Consider the following 18,911-nt stretch of genomic DNA (forward strand, 5'->3'; position numbering starts at 1 on the left):
TCCCCGGCGAGGCGCGAGGCTTAACCGTGCGCGGGTAGACGAGTCGAGTCGCCCTAGAAGCCGAAGAATTGCCGGCCGATCATGTATCCAAGCGCGACGACCACAAGGGGAAACAGGGCGGGCGCCAGCCGACCAAGAGCGGAGGTCTTTGGCTGTTGCCTGGAGATGGTCGTGGGCGCATTGCCGAGATTCTTGGTCATCCGGCATAGTAGCAAGCGCTGATTAACGATTCCGTAACCCAGTCGAGGCCGCCGCGGCTTTTTGCGTTGCTGGCGCGACCTTGACAATGCCCAGCCCGTGACGCAACTGGGCCGTCTTGAGAGCATTGTGAGGCAAGGTCAATGCGGGTGACGCTCGTTTTGAAGGGCGTAATACCCTGCCGAGGTTACGGTGGGATTCAGCGTCAGGTCGAATGGCTGGCCACGGAGATGGTTCGTCTCGGACACGAAGTCGTGGTGATCGCTGGCCCTGGCTCCAGCCACCCGCTCTTCGAAGTCCGGCACGCTTCGACCGATGCCGAATGCCGGGCAGCCATTCCGCGCGACACTCAAATCGTCCACACCCATAGTTGGCCCGTCGAGGTGCCATTTCCAACGCTGAATACGCAGCGCGGCTTTATGCCGGACCAGCCCATGCCAGTTGCGAACTGGAGCTTTATCAGCGCCAATCATGCCCGCCAGCATGGGCGCGAGACATTCGTCTACAATGGCTTTCCGGTGGACGCCTATCGTTTGTCGGCTGCAAAGGGCGACCGCCTGCTATTTCTCGCCGGCATTGCACGATCAAGCAAAGGCCTCAACCGCGCTGTCGATCTCGCCAAAAAATTCGATTTCGGTCTCGATATCGCCGGTGGCTCGCGTTGGAAACTGCTGGGCCGAAGTCAGACCCGCCGCGAAGGGTTGTTTTTCAAGAGCCTTGGCAGGCGATACCGTTTCCACGGAATCGTTGACGGCGAGCCGAAGCTTCGCCTTCTCGGCGAAGCGCGAGCCTTCCTCAACCCCATCGCCTGGGAGGAGCCGTTCGGCAACGCACCGGTCGAAGCCATGTTGTGCGGCACTCCGGTGCTGACGACGACGCGAGGCGCATTGCCCGAGACGGTCGATGCCGACAGCGGGCGCTTCTTTGAGACCGATGAAGAATTTGCGGCCGCTTTCGAGGCCGTCGCCGACCTTACGCCTCAGCAATGCCGCGAATCGGCCGCGACGAGATTTCCCATCCAAAAAGCGGCGCGCGGTTATCTGGATCTCTATGCCCGCATCCTTGACGGCGAAGCGCTTCCTTGACGACCGGCGATCCAATCCTCTTCGTCGGCTTCCCCGCGGTCGGCGACTTCGTCCGTTGCCATTCCGCCATCCAGATCATCGCTGCGCGATTTCCTGATCGCCCCATAGATGTCGTCACCTCGCCTGTCGCAGCGCCGCTGGCGCGCCTGATGCCGCATGTCAGGAAGGGCTGGGCGCTTGCCAAGCGTCATCAGCGCCCCGGTTTTGGCGAGCGCAGCCGCCTGGTTGGCGAGTTGCGCAAGGAAAATTACCGTACGGCCTATCTGATGACCAGCAGCACCAAGGCGGCGCTGATGGCGTTCATGGCCGGAATAGAGGAGCGCATCGGCTATCCGCAGGAGTTGCAATTCGGCCTCCTCAATCGCTTCCCCGCCGGCTGGTTGGCCCATCTATGGGCCTTCGGAGCCCGCAAGACGCGGCTCTTCGAGGAGGTCTGCTCGATTGCCTCGCTTGGCGAAAAGCCGGCTGCGGGCGCAGAGTGGCCGGCGCCCCGGCTTGTGGTCGATCCGGCCGAGTTGGACGATTGGCGCCAGCACAAGAAGATCGATGCCGGCCGACCGGCCCTGGCGCTCTATACTGCCGACATTGAGAATTTCCGCTCATGGCCCGTCGAGCGCTTCATTTCGATCGCCAGAGACCATCATGATCGCGGCTGGGCAATCTGGATTGTAGGCGGACCGCGCGAGCACGCCGGTGCCGCAAAAATCCGCGCCGCCATTCCTGAGGCAATCGACTTCACCTCGACCCCGTCGATTGCTGACGCGATGTGCCAGATCGCTGCGTCAACCATGTTCCTCGGGGTTGATGGCGGGATTTCCCACGCCGCCGCTGCCCTGAACGTCCCATGCGCGCTCATCTACGGGCTGAATCGCCCCTATGTGCATGGGCCCGTAAACAACCATGTTCGCTTTATCGAACCACCGCTTTCGACGCCCAGCTGGGTCAAGGACACGCGGGGCATCAGCGAAACTCGGGTGAGGGAGGCTCTGGCTGACATCTCAGCCGGTATCGCCAACTGACCAATGGTCTCGCCGGCCCCAGGCGTCTGGTTAAAAACGCCCCGTGGGGGCAACCATCGCTGCGTTTCGGTTACCCCATGGCCCTGCGGCTTTCGGGCTCGTGATTGCCGACCCAATGTGCACGGATGCGGTCGCTGGCTTCAAGGTAGGCCATGTCGATGAGATAAGTCAGAAGCTTCTCGCCGTCGGCTTCGGCTTTCTGCCTAAGCTCCCGCAGTATCCCTTGCGCGAACTGCAGGTTCTCCATTTTGCTCGGCTGGTCCATCGGTGCCCCCCAACGTCTGCGTATGAACTTTGCGCTGGCTATGCTGCATGAAGATTGCCGTGAAGTGGATATTGCACGTGCGGACCGCGATCCTGCGAAGGCGCTGCCTGCACGAAAATCGCCCCATCCGGCTTCAAGATTCGCTACACTATGTGACGGAAAGAAAATAAACAAAGCGTTCTTTTGTACAAGACAGGAAGATTCCTTCAGTTCACACCACGAGATACTTGGACAGCATAGTTGACGTAACGATATTGCGTGGTCTTAAGCTCTCGTTCCCAAACAAACGTAGCATCGTTGCAACCACAAGACGAATTCCAGCTGACCGGGGCCGCTCCGTAGTCAATCGCCGGTTACAAACGGCATGGGTCTCAGCCCAGGGCTTTGGCCAACCCATCGTTCCACGGCAGCGCAGGCCGGATGATCTACCGCCCGCCTTGGATTGACGCCAAGGCGGGCTTTTTGCGTTTGGCTTCTGCCGGGTGAAATGTTGTCGGACCCGGTTCTGTCGGCATCGGGCGGTTTCGAGAACGATTTCCTGCCTGCCGGCTGTCTGCGCCGCTCGCGCTAGGCCGACTTGCGTTGCGGCAAGCTAGACGGCGTCTCGACACCGTCAGAAATCGGTTCGGCTGTACGGTTTGTCGGCTCGTCATCGACCCGGTCGTGCTCGAATTGCCGGGCGGCAGGCAAGGGTTGCAACCAGTGCTCACGGCGATTGACCCAGAGTTCATAGCTGGGCTCCAGCCCTTCGGTGGGCACCTCATCGAGGCTGCCAATCGTCACTTCCACCTCATTCTCACGAACCAAAGGGACCCGGCCGCCGCAGGTGGGACAAAAACTTCTGTCGCCGTAGCTGCTGACGATACCCGTCGTTTCGAATGCCTCGAGCGGCCACACTGCAAACGCCGAAAAAGCCGACCCGCTAGCCTTGCGGCAGTCCTTGCAATGGCAAAGGCCAATCCGAAAGGGATCTCCCGTCACCGAAAACTGGATGCCGCCGCACAGGCAGCTGCCGCTCCGCCTTGTATCATTGGGCATGACCGCTCCTCCATCTGGTTGGGCATCACACCGCTACATCTTGCAGGGCCATGCGCACAATCAATTCACGCGCAGCGCAAGGGTTCCATGTCGCCTCGCGCAATGCATCGTCTGAACCCGGGAGCGCCATAGCAACGACCGCCGCAAGGCTGCTGGATATGTCAGTTCGGGAAATCGAACACCGGTTCCCGGCACCAATAGACACGGCACTGGCCATCACGTGTCGGAACGGAGGCAGCGACCGGCACCTCCGGCCAGTCGCACTCGTTGCCGTATTGGCGGACATAGCGATCGTAAGTATTCCGGCCGGTCGTCAACACCGCCGAGTGATGGCTCTGGATCAGGCGCTGCGTCTCCTCGCAGGTCATCGAACGCGTGTCGGGTCGGGCGTACGCCGTGCTTGTCGCGACAAACAACGCCGTTCCGATGATCCCTGCGATTGCTTGTGATGTCATGGCGATCCATATCCTAAAATACTGCCAGGTATTTCAACAGCGAAATAATGCCGATAATGATGACAACGATCTGCGCGATCTGCCTCGTGCGGCCATCGAGCGGCAGACGCTGGACGAGATGGAGCACCAGCACGATCACCAGGAAGGTGATCAGAATGCCGATAAGTGCCGATGAAGCCATGTCCCTCACTCCGATTGGCTATGTCTGAAAAGAGTACGCAGCGGCAAACGCTCTGACCGTTGATTGGTTCCTGTCGATGCGAAGCCGCCGGCGCAACGTAAAGGCTGCGAAACAGCGTTCCGCGGCCTTTGAAGCTGAACGCCGATCAGGGCCTGTTTGCCGCAATGGTTGTCGTTTGCCATCGGCGACACAGTTCCAGGCAACTTGTTGCTGGCCTCAGGCGGGGCTAACGGGAGAACCGCCTCGGGTTGACGAGCTTCCGACAAAGACGGCCGCATCACGTTCTACAACGAGGCCGCTGCCGACGTTTGGGGCATCGTCCGGTCATTGGCCGAGACCTGTGGTGCGGTGCGTGAAAACTCCGTCACCTCGATGGTCGGCCGATGGCGCATGCTGAGTGCCCGATGGCCGTTTCCATGGTTGAAGGAAGCGATATCCCGTGGGACCAGGCCATTGCAGAGCGGCCGGATGGCGAACTTATTCCGTTTAGAGCCCAACCACGCCTGCTCCGCGACGAATCGGCGAAATTGTCGGCGCCATCAACAGCTGCTTGATCTGCGCACGCAAACGCAAGCTGACGAAGCCCGGATCCGGTCATCATTTCGATAATCGGTGAGACGAGCAAATCGGCGGGCAGCCCGGCGACATTCCTCGAACAGGTGCGAAAGCGCATCTCGGCGCTTTCGCAATCGCACGATCTCCTGGTCGACGCCGAATGGCGCGGCGCCAGCATCGGCGACCTGATCAAGGCGCAACTCAAAGCTTTCGCGGCGCAGGACCGTTTGTCGGTGGCCGGGCCTTTGATCACACTCGCCCGAATGCCGTGCAGTATCTCGGCATCGCTTTCCACGAACTGGCCACCAATTCGGCAAAGCATGGAGCACTGTCACGTCACGGCGGACGAGTCGAAATCGACTGGGATACGGCGCCGGCAACCGACGGCACCGATACCTTTAGCTTGACCTGGCGTGAATTGGATGGGCCGAACCTGAGTGGGACGACGCGCCGCGGTTTTGGCTCCGTCGTCCTCCAGCGGGTTGCGCCACAAGCGCTTAGCGGCACCGGACAACTGGAATTTGGGGACAAGGCGTCGTCTGGACGCTCAAAGCGCCGCCGAGTTCGGTCCAAATCTCTCTCGCGGATTTTGTCGATTGAAAGAGAGGGTCGCGCTTAGGACAATCCCAGCAGGGGAGCGGTTTGACCGCCTGTGGTGTCGGAATTGCCGATGCCAGACAGTTCGTGCTTATCGTCGGCAAGCGAAGTCAATCTCCCCGCCTCGACGGAGGTCAGTCCGTCCAATTCCATCACCGCGCCGTAGAGTTGGGCCGTCTGCATCACAAGCCGCTCGACGTCTTCAAGGGCGACGTTCTCGTCCAGGTTACGCAATCGTATGTCCTCGGCAACCACCGCAATATTGACCATTCCGCGCGAGCGCAGCGCGCCCAGGACCCGTGAATTGAGATCCTCCCGTAGCCGAGCCGAATATCCGTAGCGCATGGAAACCTTCCTTTCAGGAGCCGGTTGTCCCGTCGTGATCAAGATGCGCTAACGACCTTCAGATGGCAAGAAGAATATAAGATATTCTCAACCAAATCAAATAGTTAGAAGACTACACTGGTTGTGCTATCGGCGTATCTCCCTCATCGTTGGTCTTGTATGTGAGTCACCCATCAGCCTCTCTTGACGCGCTGCACGGGGACCCCTAGCTATACTGCAATTGAGGCACATACTAACTCACCATATTTTTTGGTCTTGACGGTTGGAGGCGCGAATGGCCGACCTGGAACGACCCGAGCGACTGCAGATCATGCTGACAGCCGAGGAATTGGCTGCCTTGGAAAACTGGCGCTTCGAAAAGCGCATGCCAAGCCGGTCCGCGGCAGTGCGGGAACTGCTGCGGCGCGGCCTGGATGCGGATGGATTCCTGACTGCGGGACAAGGAACAAAGTCTCAGGACTTTGGAATTCTGGGCAGCAGTGTGACTGGCGACGGCCAGTCGGGCGAGTAATCCGACGGCGGTTAGCCAACAATCGCTTTTTCTGGAAGTGCCGCTACCAATTTATTGCGGTGGCGGAAACGCAAAGCGGGTCGGCTCTCGGCAGGGTACTGGTCTCAGCAGGGTACTCTTGGCGTATGGTTGCAAAGCCCGCTCCGGTTCGCCGGAGCGGGCTTTTTGCGTTTTCCCAACAGGAAATAGTCGCGATCGCTTCAGACACGCTCAAGGTTCTCTTCGCACTCCATGCACGCGACGCTGTGACCGGGGCAACTGAGCCGGTGTGTTCCTCCGGGGCAGCAATGGCCGTTCGAGCTCGCCCACCGGGCACAGACAAACACCTTGCGGGTTCCGTGGCATTGTGGACATTCCATCGGGCGGGCCAGCAAAGCCTCGTTTTCCGAGACACGGCATTCCCTCTCAAGAACCTGGACCATCTGAAACCCCAAGGCCGAAACATGGCTAAGCTATCCATACCCGGAAAGCCTAAATTAGAATTTAATTACATACGCCACGAGAGCCTTCCGAGGGGAAGTTCGCGGATGGCAATCTCAGGCCACCGGCAGTCCGCCGCGCCTGTCTCATTCCCAATCACGGCCGTCTCAAGATCAAGCTCCGGTTGCTCCCGGCATCGGTCAACCCGCGATTTTGCCCACCGATTTTCGCATTCGGATCGTTATAGGCTTTCGCTTTGCTGGAGCGGCGTTAAAGCTGCCCGGCAAATGCCTGAGCGGGAACAGTCCGTTCCTGCGTCGGTTCGTTTGGACAAGGATGTCTGCCAATGACATTGATGGGCGCAGCGGCACTTTTGATCCTTGTCCTGACTTATGCCGGCGTCGCAATCGGGCGTATTCCAGGCCTCCGTCTCGACCGGGCAGGGATCGCCTTGCTGGGGGGTGCGGCGATGATCGCCATCGGCGCACTCAGTATGGAAGATGCCTATCGCGCCATCAATTTCGACACCATTACGCTGCTGCTCGGGATGATGATCGTGGTGGCGCATCTGAAGGTGTCCGGCGCCTTCCGGGCGCTTGGCGCCTACGCTATCGAGCATGCGCACGCGCCTTTCGTGCTGCTGGTGATGGTGACGCTGTTGACCGGCGTGCTGTCGGCGTTCCTGGTCAACGACGCCATCTGCCTGGTCATGGCGCCGATCGTCGTCCACGTCACCCGTGTCATCAATCGCAATCCCATTCCCTATCTGATCGCCACCGCCACCGCGTCCAACTGCGGCAGCGTCGCCACCATCACCGGCAACCCGCAGAACATGGTCATCGGCGCGCTGTCGGGAATTTCCTACCCAGCTTTTTCGGCCGCCCTGGCGCCGGTTGCCCTCTTCGGCCTCGTCGCGGTCGTCGTCATCGTGCGCATCGTCTACCGCGCCGAATTCGCCCGCACCGCCGATCTCAACCCGGAAGTCTATCGCGGCCGCATGCTGCCGGGACAGGTGCTGAAGGCGGTGGTTGTCTGCATTGGCCTGGCCATCGCCTTCTTCGCCGGCGTTCCGGTTGCCAAGGCAGCGCTCATCGGCGGCGCCATCCTGCTGCTCACCCGCGCCATCAAGCCGGCACGCATCTACCGCGAGATCGACGGTCCGCTGCTGTTCATGTTCGCCGGCCTGTTCATCGTTGTCGCCGGCGCCGAAAAGACGCTGCTGACGCCCGACATCATCGCCTCGGCCAAGAACCTCGGGCTGGACGACGTCTGGCGTCTATCGGGCTTCACCGCGGTGCTCTCCAACATCATGAGCAATGTTCCGGCCGTGCTGGCGCTGCGGCCATTCATACCCGGCCTTGAGAACCCCGGGCGTGCCTGGCTGGTGGTGGCGATGAGCTCGACGCTGGCCGGCAACTTCACCTTGCTTGGCTCGGTCGCCAACCTGATCGTCGCCGAACAGGCGCGGGCGGCCGGCACGCAGCTGTCCTTCTCAGCCTTCTTCAAGGTCGGCCTGCCACTGACGCTGCTGACCCTTGCCGTCGGCACGGCATGGCTGGCGGCTGGATTCTAGAGCAACTCCACGAAAAGTGTGAAGTGGTTCTCCGTCCGGAATTGCGTCAAAGAGATAGCGTGTTTCGCCGTCTCCATTAAACGGTGAACGCTCTAGCGGATAGTCGCCGATCCTGACCTTGCTCGAACCAGCGTTGCAGCGGCATGTCCGGCGGCCTCGACATAGTCGGGGTTGCGGTGGATCAGCATGATCGAGAACGCGCCGTCCATCAAAAGCACGATTTCGCGCGCCAGGGTCTGCGGCTCGTCGACGCCGTGGCCTGTGAGTTCGCCGGCCAGCCAGGTCTCGAAATTCTGCTTATGCCGCGCCCCCGCTTTAACGGCCGGGTGTCCGGGCATGGAAGCGAGTTCGGCTGCCGTGCGCAGAAAGCCGCAGCCTCTCCATTTCGGGTGCTTCGCCACGCGCGCCAGATTGGTGAAAATCGCCTCGACCTTGCGCTCGACATCGCCTTCGGCCATCTCGAACCAGCCGGCTATCTGCTTGAGGTTCGGCTGGTCGCGACCGTCGAGATAGGCCGCGATCAAATCGTCCTTGCTCTTGAAATGATAGTAGAGCGTGCGCTTGGTCAGCCCGGCTTTTTCCGCCACTGCATCGACGCTGACGCGGCCGATCCCCTCGGCATAGAACAGCTTCGTTGCGGCATCGACAATGCGTTTGCGGGTAGGGCTTGGTGCTTGGCTCATACGCAAGTATACCGACTAGTGAATATACATACAACCGAAAGCCTGATCCTCTCCGTCGACAAACACAGGGAAGGAAAAGACATGACCGAGCTTGTGCTCACCGGGGCCCGCAACGGGATCGCCATCCTCACACTTAATCGGCCGGAGAAGCTCAACGCCTTGAACTATGCGCTGATTGATCGCCTGCTTGCGCTCCTCGATGCCGCCGAGACCGACGATGCCATCCGCGCCGTCATCCTCACTGGAGCAGGAGAGCGCGCCTTCTCCGCCGGCGGCGACATCCATGAATTCTCAGGCAGCGTGGCCATCGGCGTCGACGTTGCCCTGCGCGACTTCGTCATGCGCGGACAGCGGCTGACGGCAAGGCTGGAGGCATTCCGCAAGCCCGTCATCGCCGCCGTCAACGGCATCGCCTTCGGCGGCGGCTGCGAGATCACCGAAGCCGTGCCGCTCGCTATCGCCAGCGACCGCGCCTTGTTCGCCAAGCCTGAGATCAACCTTGCAATGCCGCCTGCTTTCGGCGGCACGCAGCGGCTTCCGAGACTGGCAGGGCGCAAGAGGGCGCTCGAGCTGCTGTTGACCGGCGATTGGTTCCCGCCGCCGCGCGCCCTCGAACTCGGCCTCGTCAATCAGGTGGTGCCGCATGAGGAGCTGATGCCCGCCGCAATTGATCTCGCCCGGCGCATGACCAGGCATTCTCCTGCAGCAATTGCCTCGATCCTCACAGCAGTGGCGCGGGGCCTGAACCAGAGCATCGCGGAAGGCTTGGCTGTCGAGGCCGAGCAGTTCGCCCGCATGGCTCCGACCGCTGATCTGCGCGAAGGGCTGGATGCCTGGATCGCACGGCGCCAGCCGGGCTGTGACGGCTCGTGGACGCACATCACCCGGCCGGATGAAGCCAGGCGAGCCTCAACGCAGCAGGACGGGCTTGCGGACCGGGATCAAGGCGCCGTCACGGCCACATGACCTTTCATGTTGGGGTGGAAGCGGCAGAAATATTCGACCGCTTCCGCCTTCCGCAGGGTCAGGCTCGCTGTTGCCTTCGGCGGGATCATCACTTCCCAGCCACCCTTGACGGTAGCCGTATGTGCGAACACGTCCTTGTTCACCCACTTGATCGTGTCGCCGACCTTCGCCTCGACGGTGGCCGGCGAAAAGACAAGCTTGTCGATGGTGACCTGGATGGTTTCGGCCTGCACGGGTGAGGTCCCGAAGACCAGCGCCAGTGCAATCCATAGCAGCCGTTTCGACATGGCCTGGTCCTTACTTCAGCATACCTGCAACATGCTCGGCGTGCTGTTCATGGCCCTGGAAAATCTTCAGGCCGGTCTCCAGCAGGCTCTTCAACTCGGTATTACTGGCCGATGGGATCAAAAGGGTTTCAAGCGCGCCGTCGACCTGTTTGTGGTAGGCGATCTCGTTGTCGACATAGGCTTTGTCAAAGGCTGCGCCGTCGAGTTTGGCGAGCTTCGCCCGCTCCTCGGCCGCAGCCTTGGTCAGCGCCTGGCTGGTTGCGTTGTCTTCCGGCGTCACCTTCAGCTTCTTTACCAGTTCCAGTGCCTGCGCGTTGACCGCTTCGTGGTCGCGCACCATGTCGTTGGCGAAATCCACGACCTCCTTGGTCTTCGATTTCTTGATCGCCTGCTTGGCGGCTTCCACATCGATGACGCCTGCCGTGTAGGCGATGTGGGCGATCTGCGGGTCCGTCGGCTTGTCGGCGGCTTGCGCGAGCGGGGCAGCGCCAAGCAGCAGCAAGGCAGCGAGGGCGGCGGTGTGTCGGGTAACCATGGCATCTCCTTCGCCCGGACGCGGGATCGCGCCGGGCCGTGTTTTTCAGTTGACGGTCATTGGATGCGCAGCGGCGGCAAACGTTCCCGGGGAAATCGGCCAAATCAGCCGATGATCAGCTCTCCAGGCCGAGCCGCTGCATGACGGCGCTGGTCAGCCTGTCGCAGCGCCGGCCGGCAAACGGGAAGGCGTCGAGCAGCACCGGCCCGATCTGGTCGTCGAGTGCCTTGCGTACCAGGGCGCGGGCGCGGTGTAGCCTTGTCTTGACGGTTTCCGGCCGCACGCCAAGCAGCTCGGCGGTCTCCTCGATACTGAGCCCCTCGATAACCCGCGCCACGAACACCGTCCGATAAACATCGGGTAGGCTGTCGGTCGCCCGTTCCACCAACTCGAGGATCTGCCGCTGCGCCATCGTCCGCTCCGGATCGTCGCTGGGATTGAGGGGGAACTGGATGATTTCGGCTTGCGGGTTTTTCGCCACCGTCCGCCGCCTTTTGCGCAGACGACCGAGCGCCTCGTTGATGACGATGCGCGACAGCCAGGTGGCCAATGAGGACTCCCCGCGAAAGGCATCGAGATGGGCAAAGGCTCTGACATAGGCCTCCTGGACGATGTCCTCGGCTTCGGCATCGTTGCGCACCACCCCGCGAGCGATGCGATAGAGCCGCTGATTATGGGTCTTCATGATGATGCAGAAGGCGTTGCCTTCGCGTGCCAGCGCGCGGCGCACGAGAAGCATCTCGCTTGAAGCAGCCGTGGGCATTGGTACAGACATAGCAGGCATGGCCAGTTCCTCGATCCAATCCCCGTCCGAAACCTCGATCAAGACATTGGATGACATCGCCGGCAAAAGGTTCCCGGCCATTTTCGCCCGGCTCCGACGGCGCCTAGAATACTGCTTCCGCCAGCGGCTTGTCAGCAGCCTGCACTCGCGCCGTGGCCGCAAGCAGGTCGGTCTGCGTGATCAGGCCAAGGATGCGGCTGTCCCCGTCCACGATGATGACTGCATGGGTGCGGCCGTCGGTGAGCACCGGTAGCAGGGCCATGGCGGGCGTACCGGCGGCGGCGGTCGACGCTGTCGACGTAACGCTTCCGACGGCTTCGTCGGCTCGCGCCAATTCCCTCAATCCAACGGTGCCGACCAGCCTGGCGTCCTTGTCTACAACCGGCAGCGTGCGGATATTGTGGTCGAGCAGCAGATGACGCGCCCGATCGGCGGACGCGTGTTCATCGACCGAAATCACGTCGCACGACATGATGTCCTCGCACAACATGGTTCGGTGTGCGCGCATCGTCGCTTGCAGTTCGACCTGTCGCAGCAGTTGTTCGAGATCGTTGCGGTCGATGTCGAAGGTCTCGTCGAGCGCAGCCAGCGCGGCATCGATGTCCTCGGCCCGGAAGCCGATGCGCTCCTGAGCCGGCGGATCGCTGGTTCCGTGCGTGCTTTTCGGGGCAGGGGCCGGCACATGCGGGTAGCTGCGTCGCGACAGCCTGTGGAAAGCATAGCCGAGCGCGACCAGCATCATGGAGTTCAGCGCCACCGGCACGAACGGAAACAGGAAGCCCGCACCGATCACGGCCGGCCCGCCGAGCACGGCGGTCAGTGCGGCGGCTCCGCCCGGCGGATGCAGGCAGCGCGAGAACGACATGGCGGCGATCGCCATCGCCACGGCAATGCCCGTGGCGAGAACGGGCTGATGGACGAAATGGGCCACGATCACGCCGACCAGCGCCGATATTGTATTGCCGCCGATGATCGACCATGGCTGCGCCAGCGGGCTTGCAGGCACCGCGAACAGCAGCACCGCCGACGCCCCCATCGGCGCCACCAGCAGCGGCACATGCGGGCCATTGCCAAGCACCAGCGCGCCGATCGCGCCGGTCAGCGCAATGCCGATCATCGCCCCGATGCAGGCGATGAGGCGCTCGCGCAGCGTCGCGCCGGCGAGAATGGGGACAAAGAGACGAAAGGCCATGGCAAGCTCAGTCCGGCTGGAATTGTGCGCGCAGCGCCTGCAATGGCGTTGGCCCGACGATTTTGAAAGTCAAACCGATCCGAAAAAGCGCGCGTTGGGGAAATAACATTGCGCTTGGTTGACCGACGAGCGGCTTTGCGAGGTCAATCGCCTGCGAAAGTCGCTCGCCAATCCTTTCAACGGGTTAAGCCGGCTAGCGGAATCAGCTTGGCAAGTTTGCTGGTGTCATGCCGCAGCGGCCGCTTCCAGCCCGCGCAGGATATCGGCCTTGAGGTCCTCGACATCCTCAAGCCCGATCTGCAGCCGGATCAGCGGGCCGTCATAGGGGCCCTTGGCGACGGTACGGTCGCCGAGGAAGACCGGCACGGCAAGGCTCTCATAGCCGCCCCAGGAATAGCCGAGACCGAAGATTTTCAACGCATCGAGGAAGGCATGCTGCTGTCTCTGGCCGCCGCCTTTGAGCACGATGGAAAAGATGCCGCTCGAGCCGGAAAAATCACGCTTCCACACCGCGTGGTCGGGGTGGCTGGGGAGCGCCGGGTGCAGCACGCGGGCCACGCCGGGCTGGCCTTCAAGCCAGACGGCAATGGCAAGCGCGCTCTTTTGATGGTGATCCAGCCGAACGCCCATCGTGCGCAGGCCGCGCAGGACTTGGTAGACGTCGTCGGGGCCCGCGCAGCAGCCCATCGTGTAGAACGTCTCGCAAAGCTGCTTCCAGCAGTTGGCATTGGCAGACACTGTGCCCAGCAGCACGTCCGAATGCCCGGCCGGATATTTCGTCGCCGCATGGATCGAGATATCGACGCCGTGGTCGAGCGGACGGAAATAGAGCGGCGTTGCCCAGGTGTTGTCCATCATGACGATGGCGCCCGTTTCATGCGCCGCCTTGGCGATCGCCGGCACATCCTGCACCTCGAAGGTGTTGGAGGCCGGTGATTCCGTAAACACGACTTTGGTGTTCGGCTTGATCAAGCTGGCGATGCCGGCGCCGACATGCGGATCGTAATACTCGACCTCGACACCCAGCCGCTTCAGCATCGTGTCGGCGAAATTGCGGGTCGGATGGTAGACGGAATCGACAATCAGGATGTGATCGCCTGCCGAGAGAAACGCCAGAAACGGGACGGTCACCGCCGCCAGGCCCGACGGCACGATTATGGTGCCGGCGGAGCCTTCCAGCGCGTCGATCGCATGCGCCAACGCATCGGTGGTCGGCGTGCCGCGTGTGCCATAGGTGTATTTCTGGCTGCGCGCCGCCATCGCCGACGCATTCGGATAGAGCACGGTCGAGGCATGCACGATCGGCGGATTGACGAAGCCGAAATAGTCGTGCGGGTTGTTGCCCGAATGGGCAAGCCGCGTGTTGATACCCATTTCGTTGCCGTCAGTCGCCATTGCTCTTCGCCTCGTGGTGAAAGCGCTAGCCATAGAGCGGCGGCATTGGCCGTGCAACAGCGGGCGCCCGCCAGGCGGTGCCCTTTGCATAGGCCAATTCCCCCATGAATAGTCTGGAATGCGTGGCGATCCAGAGCCGCGGATTTCATGAGTGGATGTGGATTAGCGTCGACGGACTTTGCCGGTTTTATTTGCGGGGCTTGCTGCCTTCCTGATGCTGTTGTCTGCAATTCAGGCATTTGCGGCAATTGGTTTTCAAAGCTGTCGTGAAACGGTCATTTCCCTTGACCTCACAGAGATAATCGCCTTCGATGCAGTTCGTGAATGGGAGGGGCCGGGCGTCGGTTACGACGCGAGGTTCCGGAATGAGCCGGATGGGAGCCGGGTTCACGCGGGAAAAGATCAGGATTTGCCTGAGGATCAGGGTTTACCTGAAAACAGAAAAGGGTCTGTGGGTTATGAAACATATTGCAATTGGCATTCTCGGTGCCGCTGCGCTTGGATGGATGGCTTCGGCCGCGTCGGCGACAACGCTCGATACCGTCAAGGCGAAGGGCTTCATCCAGTGCGGTGTCTCGACGGGCCTGGCCGGCTTCTCGGCGCCTGACGACAAAGGCGATTGGAAAGGCATCGACGCGGATTTCTGCCGCGCTGTCGCTGGTGCAGTCTTCGGCGATGCCTCCAAGGTCAAGTTCACGCCGCTCAGCGCCAAGGAGCGCTTCACCGCGTTGCAGTCGGGCGAGATCGATCTCCTGTCGCGCAACACCACATGGACCATCAATCGCGATACCGCGCTTGGCCTGAACTTCATCGGCGTCACCTATTATGACGGCCAGGGTTTCATGATCAACGCCAAGAAACTGCCTGGCGTCAATTCGGCGCTGCAGCTTTCAGGTGCGGCAGTCTGCGTGCAGAGCGGCACCACCACCGAGCTCAACCTCGCCGATTACTTCAAGGCGAACAAGATGGAGTACAACCCGGTCGTCTTCGAAAAGCTGGAAGAGGTCAACGCTGCCTATGACGCCGGCCGCTGCGACGTCTACACCACCGACCAATCCGGCCTCTATGGCATCCGCCTGACGCTGAGTGCGCCGGCCGACCATGTCGTGCTGCCCGAGATCATCTCCAAAGAGCCGCTCGGCCCCGCCGTACGCCAGGGGGACGACCAGTGGTACCACATCGTCAAGTGGACCTACTTCGCCCTGTTGCAGGCAGAGGAACTGGGCATCACCCAGGCCAATGTCGAAGAGATGAAGACCTCGGATAATCCGGAGATCAAGCGCGTGCTCGGTCAGGAAGCCGAAACCAAGATCGGAACCGACCTTGGCGTGAGCAATGACTGGGTCGTCAACATCGTCAAGGCAGTCGGCAATTACGGTGAGATGTTCGAGCGCAATGTCGGCACCGGCAGCCCGCTGAAGATCGCGCGCGGCATCAATGCGCTGTGGACCAAGGGCGGCCTGCAATACGCACCGCCGATCCGCTGATCGAAATGTGATCCGGAAGGCAGATCATCTGCCTTCCGGTTTCTCTTTCCAGGGGATGAGCAATGGCGTCGCAGGAAGTTCTTCGCGAGGAGCCGAGCCGCGGTTCCTTCATCAACGATCCGAAAGTCCGCGGGTTTTTCTTTCAGGCGGTGGTTGTCATCTTGCTGGTGGCGGGCGTCTGGTGGATCGTCCACAACGTCATCGTCAACCTGCAGCGCTTGCATATTACTTCCGGTTTTGGCTTCCTGAACAACCGAGCAGGCTTTGACATTCCAGTCAGGCCCATCGCTTATGATTCCGACTCGACCTATGGCCAGGCCATTGTCGTCGGGCTTATCAACACCATTATCGTCGCCGTTGCCGGCATTATCACCGCGACCATCATTGGCTTCATTGTCGGCGTCGGCCGGTTATCGCGCAACTGGCTGGTTCGCAAGATTTGCACGGTCTATGTCGAGGTGTTCCGCAACATCCCGCCGCTGCTGGTGATCTTCTTCTGGTATTCAGGCGTGCTCGCGGTACTGCCGGCGCCTCGCGACAGTTTCAATTTGCCGTTCGGCTCTTTCCTCAACCAACGCGGTTTCTATTTTCCGCGCGCTATCTGGGGCGACGGCTCCTGGCTGATGTTTGTCGCCTTGCTTGTCGGCATCGCCATGGCTTTTTTTGTCGCGCGCACGGCACGCCAGCGGCAAATGGCAACGGGCCAGCAGTTTCCCGTATTCTGGACTTCGGCGGCGCTGATCGTCGGCCTTCCGCTCCTGGCCTATGCGCTGAGCGGCTTTCCCTTGAGCTTCGACTTTCCAAAACAATCGACCTTCAACCTGACCGGAGGCTTTCAGATCGGGCCGGAGTTCCTGTCTCTCTATTTGGCGCTGTCCTGTTACACGGCCTCCTTCATCGCCGAGATCGTGCGCGCCGGCATTCTCGGCGTCAGCAAGGGTCAGACCGAAGCGGCTGGCGCCCTGGGGCTGCGGCCGGGATCTATCCTGCGGCTTGTCGTCGTTCCCCAAGCCATGCGGATCGTCATCCCGCCGCTGACCAGCCAGTATCTCAACCTGACCAAGAACTCGTCGCTGGCCATTGCCATCGGTTACCCCGACCTGACGGCGATCGCCGGCACAGTGCTGAACCAGACCGGTCAAGCGGTCGAGGGTGTGCTGATCATGATGGTCGTCTATCTCATCATCAGCCTGGTGACGTCGGCGGTGATGAATGTGGTCAACGCCAGGATGGCGCTGGTGGAGAGGTAAGGCCATGCAGGAACATGATACCTCCTGGGTGCGGACCGAAATGGCACTCGCTCAACAAGCCCCGGCCGGCGTGCGAGGGCCTTTGGCCTGGGTTCGCAAGAACCTGATCGGTTCGGTGGGCGACGTCATCCTGACTGTAGTGGCTATTGCGCTGGTGGTGATGATCGTGCCGCCCATCGTCAACTGGGCCTTCATCAACGCCCAGTGGACGGGGCCGGACCGGACTGTATGCGCCACGGTGGCGCAAGGCGGCATCCAGCCGGACGGTTGGTCAGGCGCCTGCTGGGCCTTCGTCAACGCGAAGTTCGGCCAGTTGATGCTTGGCCGCTATCCCCTGGAAGAGCGCTGGCGGCCGATCCTGGTCGCCGTCCTGTTCGTGGCGCTGCTGGTGCCGTTGCTGATGCCACGCGTGCCGCGCAAGGGGTTGAACGCCATTCTTCTATTCCTGGCATTGCCGATCATCGCGTTCGTGCTCCTGGTCGGCGGCATCTTCGGCCTGCCGCATGTGGAGACCCAGCTATGGGGCGGGCTGCTGGTGACGCTGAGCCTGTCCTTTGTCGGCATTGCCGTGTCGCTGCCGATGGGCATCGTGCTGGCGCTTGGCCGGCGCTCCAAGATGCCGATCGTCAAGACACTGTGCGTGGTCTTCATCGAGTTCGTTCGCGGCATCCCGCTGATCACCGTTTTGTTCTTTGCCAGCGTCATGCTGCCGTTGTTTCTGCCCGCCGGGGTTTCGTTCGACAAATATCTCAGGGCGCTGATCGGCGTCTCGCTGTTTGCCGCCGCCTATATGGCCGAAGTGGTGCGCGGCGGCCTGCAGGCGATCCCCAAGGGCCAGTATGAGGGTGCGGATTCGCTTGGCCTGGGCTACTGGCAGAAGATGGTGCTGATCGTGCTGCCGCAGGCACTGAAGCTGGTCATCCCCGGCATCGTCAATACCTTCATCGGTATGTTCAAGGACACAAGCCTCGTCATCATCATCTCGATGTTTGACCTGCTTGGCGTCGTCAAGCAGAACTTCTCGGACGCCAATTGGGCGACGCCACAGACCGCGAGATCCGGTCTCATCTTTGCAGCCTTCGTCTTCTGGCTGTTCTGCTTCGGCATGTCGCGGTATTCGATGTACACGGAACGCCGGCTCGACACCGGCCACAAACGTTGATGCATGTCGCCCAAAAGTGTTTAGCGGTTTTGGGACAACGACATGCATCATAGCTAAAAGACAGAACAAAAAGGGGAACCTGCCATGGTCATAGAAAACGCCGTCAGCGCCGAAGAGATCAAGGTCGATGCCAAGAAGATGCACATTTCGACCACCGATGTCGCAATCGACATCATCGGCATGCACAAATGGTATGGCGAGTTCCATGTGCTGAAGGACATCAACCTCAAGGTGATGCGCGGCGAGCGCATCGTCATCTGCGGTCCTTCGGGCTCGGGCAAGTCGACCATGATCCGCTGCATCAACCGGCTGGAAGAGCACCAGAAGGGCAAGATCATCGTCGACGGCAAGGAACTCACCAACGATCTCAAGAAGATCGACGAGGTGCGCCGCGAGGTCGGCATGGTGTTCCAGCACTTCAACCTGTTTCCGCATCTGACCATCCTGGAGAACTGCACATTGGCACCGATCTGGGTGCGCAAGACGCCGAAGAAGCAGGCCGAGGAAATGGCCATGCACTTCCTCAAGCGCGTCAAGATCCCCGAACAGGCCAACAAATATCCGGGCCAGCTGTCGGGCGGCCAGCAGCAGCGCGTGGCGATAGCGCGTTCGCTGTGCATGAACCCGCGCATCATGCTGTTCGATGAGCCGACCTCGGCGCTCGATCCCGAAATGATCAAGGAAGTGCTGGAGACGATGGTGGGCCTGGCCGAGGAAGGCATGACCATGCTGTGCGTCACTCACGAAATGGGCTTTGCCCGCAAAGTCGCCAACCGGGTGATCTTCATGGATCAGGGCCAGATCGTCGAACAGAACACGCCGGCCGAGTTCTTCGACCATCCGCGCCACGAGCGCACGAAGCTGTTTCTGTCGCAGATCCTGCACTGAGCATTTTCATGCGAACCAAAAGAGCCCGGCCGTAATGCGG

The 18,911-nt window shown here is 61.1% G+C and carries 21 protein-coding genes; 10 read left to right on the forward strand and 11 right to left on the reverse strand.

The window, feature by feature from the left end:
- The first annotated feature begins 341 nt into the window (after positions 1 to 341).
- Both NKH35_RS10485 and waaF read left to right on the forward strand, forming a co-directional pair.
- Complete coding sequence (locus tag NKH35_RS10485) at positions 342 to 1,283, forward strand: glycosyltransferase (RefSeq protein WP_023808296.1); 942 nt, start codon at positions 342 to 344, stop codon at positions 1,281 to 1,283.
- Positions 1,280 to 2,302: a lipopolysaccharide heptosyltransferase II gene (gene waaF, locus NKH35_RS10490; protein ID WP_023734284.1), complete on the forward strand. Its 1,023-nt coding sequence runs from the start codon at positions 1,280 to 1,282 to the stop codon at positions 2,300 to 2,302. The genes NKH35_RS10485 and waaF overlap by 4 nt, the downstream gene beginning before the upstream one ends.
- Positions 2,303 to 2,372: 70 nt before the next feature.
- On the opposite strand, the gene NKH35_RS10495 is transcribed toward waaF, so the two are convergent.
- From NKH35_RS10495 to NKH35_RS10510, 4 genes are all read right to left on the reverse strand, one after another.
- Complete coding sequence (locus NKH35_RS10495) at positions 2,373 to 2,567, reverse strand: hypothetical protein (protein ID WP_023684343.1); 195 nt, start codon at positions 2,565 to 2,567, stop codon at positions 2,373 to 2,375.
- 567 nt (positions 2,568 to 3,134) lie between these two features.
- Positions 3,135 to 3,605 carry a GFA family protein gene (locus NKH35_RS10500; RefSeq protein ID WP_023734283.1) on the reverse strand — a complete coding sequence of 157 codons (471 nt, stop codon included), beginning with the start codon at positions 3,603 to 3,605 and terminating at the stop codon, positions 3,135 to 3,137.
- A 161-nt stretch (positions 3,606 to 3,766) separates the two neighbouring features.
- Positions 3,767 to 4,060: a hypothetical protein gene (locus tag NKH35_RS10505; RefSeq protein ID WP_023734282.1), complete on the reverse strand. Its 294-nt coding sequence runs from the start codon at positions 4,058 to 4,060 to the stop codon at positions 3,767 to 3,769.
- A gap of 13 nt (positions 4,061 to 4,073) precedes the next feature.
- Complete coding sequence (locus NKH35_RS10510; protein WP_352914385.1) at positions 4,074 to 4,241, reverse strand: Thivi_2564 family membrane protein; 168 nt, start codon at positions 4,239 to 4,241, stop codon at positions 4,074 to 4,076.
- A 608-nt stretch (positions 4,242 to 4,849) separates the two neighbouring features.
- On the opposite strand from NKH35_RS10510, the gene NKH35_RS10515 reads away from it, so the two are divergent.
- Positions 4,850 to 5,203 (forward strand): HWE histidine kinase domain-containing protein, encoded by a 354-nt coding sequence (locus tag NKH35_RS10515; RefSeq protein ID WP_352914460.1) that lies wholly within the window; start codon positions 4,850 to 4,852, stop codon positions 5,201 to 5,203.
- A 208-nt stretch (positions 5,204 to 5,411) separates the two neighbouring features.
- Here NKH35_RS10515 and NKH35_RS10520 read toward each other — a convergent pair whose 3' ends face one another.
- The gene (locus NKH35_RS10520) at positions 5,412 to 5,738 is read right to left on the reverse strand and encodes a hypothetical protein (RefSeq protein WP_023727873.1); all 327 of its coding nucleotides are present in this window, start codon (positions 5,736 to 5,738) and stop codon (positions 5,412 to 5,414) included.
- Between the two features lie 274 nt (positions 5,739 to 6,012).
- Here NKH35_RS10520 and NKH35_RS10525 point away from each other — a divergent pair, with 274 nt between their 5' ends.
- Together NKH35_RS10525 and NKH35_RS10530 are read left to right on the forward strand one after the other, a co-directional pair.
- Positions 6,013 to 6,249 (forward strand): hypothetical protein, encoded by a 237-nt coding sequence (locus tag NKH35_RS10525; protein WP_023684337.1) that lies wholly within the window; start codon positions 6,013 to 6,015, stop codon positions 6,247 to 6,249.
- Between the two features lie 766 nt (positions 6,250 to 7,015).
- Positions 7,016 to 8,242: an anion transporter gene (locus NKH35_RS10530; protein WP_023709703.1), complete on the forward strand. Its 1,227-nt coding sequence runs from the start codon at positions 7,016 to 7,018 to the stop codon at positions 8,240 to 8,242.
- A gap of 92 nt (positions 8,243 to 8,334) precedes the next feature.
- On the opposite strand, the gene NKH35_RS10535 is transcribed toward NKH35_RS10530, so the two are convergent.
- Positions 8,335 to 8,925 (reverse strand): TetR/AcrR family transcriptional regulator, encoded by a 591-nt coding sequence (locus NKH35_RS10535; protein WP_023734280.1) that lies wholly within the window; start codon positions 8,923 to 8,925, stop codon positions 8,335 to 8,337.
- An 81-nt stretch (positions 8,926 to 9,006) separates the two neighbouring features.
- Here NKH35_RS10535 and NKH35_RS10540 point away from each other — a divergent pair, with 81 nt between their 5' ends.
- Entirely contained in the window at positions 9,007 to 9,891 is an 885-nt protein-coding gene (locus NKH35_RS10540) for a crotonase/enoyl-CoA hydratase family protein (RefSeq protein ID WP_023734279.1), read from the forward strand.
- On the opposite strand, the gene NKH35_RS10545 is transcribed toward NKH35_RS10540, so the two are convergent.
- From NKH35_RS10545 to NKH35_RS10565, 5 genes are all read right to left on the reverse strand, one after another.
- Positions 9,867 to 10,178, reverse strand: a complete 312-nt coding sequence (locus NKH35_RS10545; protein ID WP_023671475.1) for a cupredoxin domain-containing protein — start codon at positions 10,176 to 10,178, stop codon at positions 9,867 to 9,869. The two genes, NKH35_RS10540 and NKH35_RS10545, sit on opposite strands and share 25 nt — an antisense overlap.
- 10 nt (positions 10,179 to 10,188) lie before the next feature.
- Complete coding sequence (locus NKH35_RS10550; protein WP_023705691.1) at positions 10,189 to 10,713, reverse strand: DUF4142 domain-containing protein; 525 nt, start codon at positions 10,711 to 10,713, stop codon at positions 10,189 to 10,191.
- A 115-nt stretch (positions 10,714 to 10,828) separates the two neighbouring features.
- Entirely contained in the window at positions 10,829 to 11,497 is a 669-nt protein-coding gene (locus tag NKH35_RS10555) for an RNA polymerase sigma factor (RefSeq protein ID WP_023730437.1), read from the reverse strand.
- Positions 11,498 to 11,600: 103 nt separating this feature from the next.
- The gene (locus NKH35_RS10560; protein ID WP_023734277.1) at positions 11,601 to 12,689 is read right to left on the reverse strand and encodes an HPP family protein; all 1,089 of its coding nucleotides are present in this window, start codon (positions 12,687 to 12,689) and stop codon (positions 11,601 to 11,603) included.
- 225 nt (positions 12,690 to 12,914) lie between these two features.
- Positions 12,915 to 14,084 (reverse strand): cystathionine beta-lyase, encoded by a 1,170-nt coding sequence (locus tag NKH35_RS10565; RefSeq protein WP_023734276.1) that lies wholly within the window; start codon positions 14,082 to 14,084, stop codon positions 12,915 to 12,917.
- 458 nt (positions 14,085 to 14,542) lie between these two features.
- Between NKH35_RS10565 and NKH35_RS10570 the strand changes: the two genes are divergently transcribed.
- From NKH35_RS10570 to NKH35_RS10585, 4 genes are all read left to right on the forward strand, one after another.
- Positions 14,543 to 15,571, forward strand: coding sequence for an amino acid ABC transporter substrate-binding protein (locus NKH35_RS10570; protein ID WP_023671480.1), 1,029 nt, complete (start codon positions 14,543 to 14,545; stop codon positions 15,569 to 15,571).
- A gap of 62 nt (positions 15,572 to 15,633) precedes the next feature.
- Positions 15,634 to 16,821 (forward strand): amino acid ABC transporter permease, encoded by a 1,188-nt coding sequence (locus NKH35_RS10575; RefSeq protein ID WP_023671481.1) that lies wholly within the window; start codon positions 15,634 to 15,636, stop codon positions 16,819 to 16,821.
- A gap of 4 nt (positions 16,822 to 16,825) precedes the next feature.
- A complete protein-coding gene (locus tag NKH35_RS10580) occupies positions 16,826 to 17,983 on the forward strand; it encodes an amino acid ABC transporter permease (protein WP_023705694.1) in 1,158 nt (385 codons plus the stop codon).
- Positions 17,984 to 18,067: 84 nt separating this feature from the next.
- Complete coding sequence (locus NKH35_RS10585; protein ID WP_023734275.1) at positions 18,068 to 18,871, forward strand: amino acid ABC transporter ATP-binding protein; 804 nt, start codon at positions 18,068 to 18,070, stop codon at positions 18,869 to 18,871.
- The last annotated feature ends 40 nt before the right edge of the window (positions 18,872 to 18,911 follow it).

This window comes from Mesorhizobium sp. M1143 (assembly GCF_040318435.1).
Lineage (GTDB): Bacteria > Pseudomonadota > Alphaproteobacteria > Rhizobiales > Rhizobiaceae > Mesorhizobium.

Excerpts from the sequence above, each read along its gene's own strand:
- NKH35_RS10485 (WP_023808296.1), top strand. The coding sequence starts at position 342 with ATGCGGGTGACGCTCGTTTTGAAGGGCGTAATACCCTGCCGAGGTTAC.
- NKH35_RS10495 (WP_023684343.1), bottom strand. The coding sequence starts at position 2,567 with ATGGACCAGCCGAGCAAAATGGAGAACCTGCAGTTCGCGCAAGGGATA.
- NKH35_RS10500 (WP_023734283.1), bottom strand. The coding sequence starts at position 3,605 with ATGCCCAATGATACAAGGCGGAGCGGCAGCTGCCTGTGCGGCGGCATC.
- NKH35_RS10505 (WP_023734282.1), bottom strand. The coding sequence starts at position 4,060 with ATGACATCACAAGCAATCGCAGGGATCATCGGAACGGCGTTGTTTGTC.
- NKH35_RS10510 (WP_352914385.1), bottom strand. The coding sequence starts at position 4,241 with ATGGCTTCATCGGCACTTATCGGCATTCTGATCACCTTCCTGGTGATC.
- NKH35_RS10520 (WP_023727873.1), bottom strand. The coding sequence starts at position 5,738 with ATGCGCTACGGATATTCGGCTCGGCTACGGGAGGATCTCAATTCACGG.
- NKH35_RS10525 (WP_023684337.1), top strand. The coding sequence starts at position 6,013 with ATGGCCGACCTGGAACGACCCGAGCGACTGCAGATCATGCTGACAGCC.
- NKH35_RS10530 (WP_023709703.1), top strand. The coding sequence starts at position 7,016 with ATGACATTGATGGGCGCAGCGGCACTTTTGATCCTTGTCCTGACTTAT.
- NKH35_RS10535 (WP_023734280.1), bottom strand. The coding sequence starts at position 8,925 with ATGAGCCAAGCACCAAGCCCTACCCGCAAACGCATTGTCGATGCCGCA.
- NKH35_RS10540 (WP_023734279.1), top strand. The coding sequence starts at position 9,007 with ATGACCGAGCTTGTGCTCACCGGGGCCCGCAACGGGATCGCCATCCTC.
- NKH35_RS10545 (WP_023671475.1), bottom strand. The coding sequence starts at position 10,178 with ATGTCGAAACGGCTGCTATGGATTGCACTGGCGCTGGTCTTCGGGACC.
- NKH35_RS10550 (WP_023705691.1), bottom strand. The coding sequence starts at position 10,713 with ATGGTTACCCGACACACCGCCGCCCTCGCTGCCTTGCTGCTGCTTGGC.
- NKH35_RS10555 (WP_023730437.1), bottom strand. The coding sequence starts at position 11,497 with ATGCCTGCTATGTCTGTACCAATGCCCACGGCTGCTTCAAGCGAGATG.
- NKH35_RS10560 (WP_023734277.1), bottom strand. The coding sequence starts at position 12,689 with ATGGCCTTTCGTCTCTTTGTCCCCATTCTCGCCGGCGCGACGCTGCGC.
- NKH35_RS10565 (WP_023734276.1), bottom strand. The coding sequence starts at position 14,084 with ATGGCGACTGACGGCAACGAAATGGGTATCAACACGCGGCTTGCCCAT.
- NKH35_RS10570 (WP_023671480.1), top strand. The coding sequence starts at position 14,543 with ATGAAACATATTGCAATTGGCATTCTCGGTGCCGCTGCGCTTGGATGG.
- NKH35_RS10575 (WP_023671481.1), top strand. The coding sequence starts at position 15,634 with ATGGCGTCGCAGGAAGTTCTTCGCGAGGAGCCGAGCCGCGGTTCCTTC.
- NKH35_RS10580 (WP_023705694.1), top strand. The coding sequence starts at position 16,826 with ATGCAGGAACATGATACCTCCTGGGTGCGGACCGAAATGGCACTCGCT.
- NKH35_RS10585 (WP_023734275.1), top strand. The coding sequence starts at position 18,068 with ATGGTCATAGAAAACGCCGTCAGCGCCGAAGAGATCAAGGTCGATGCC.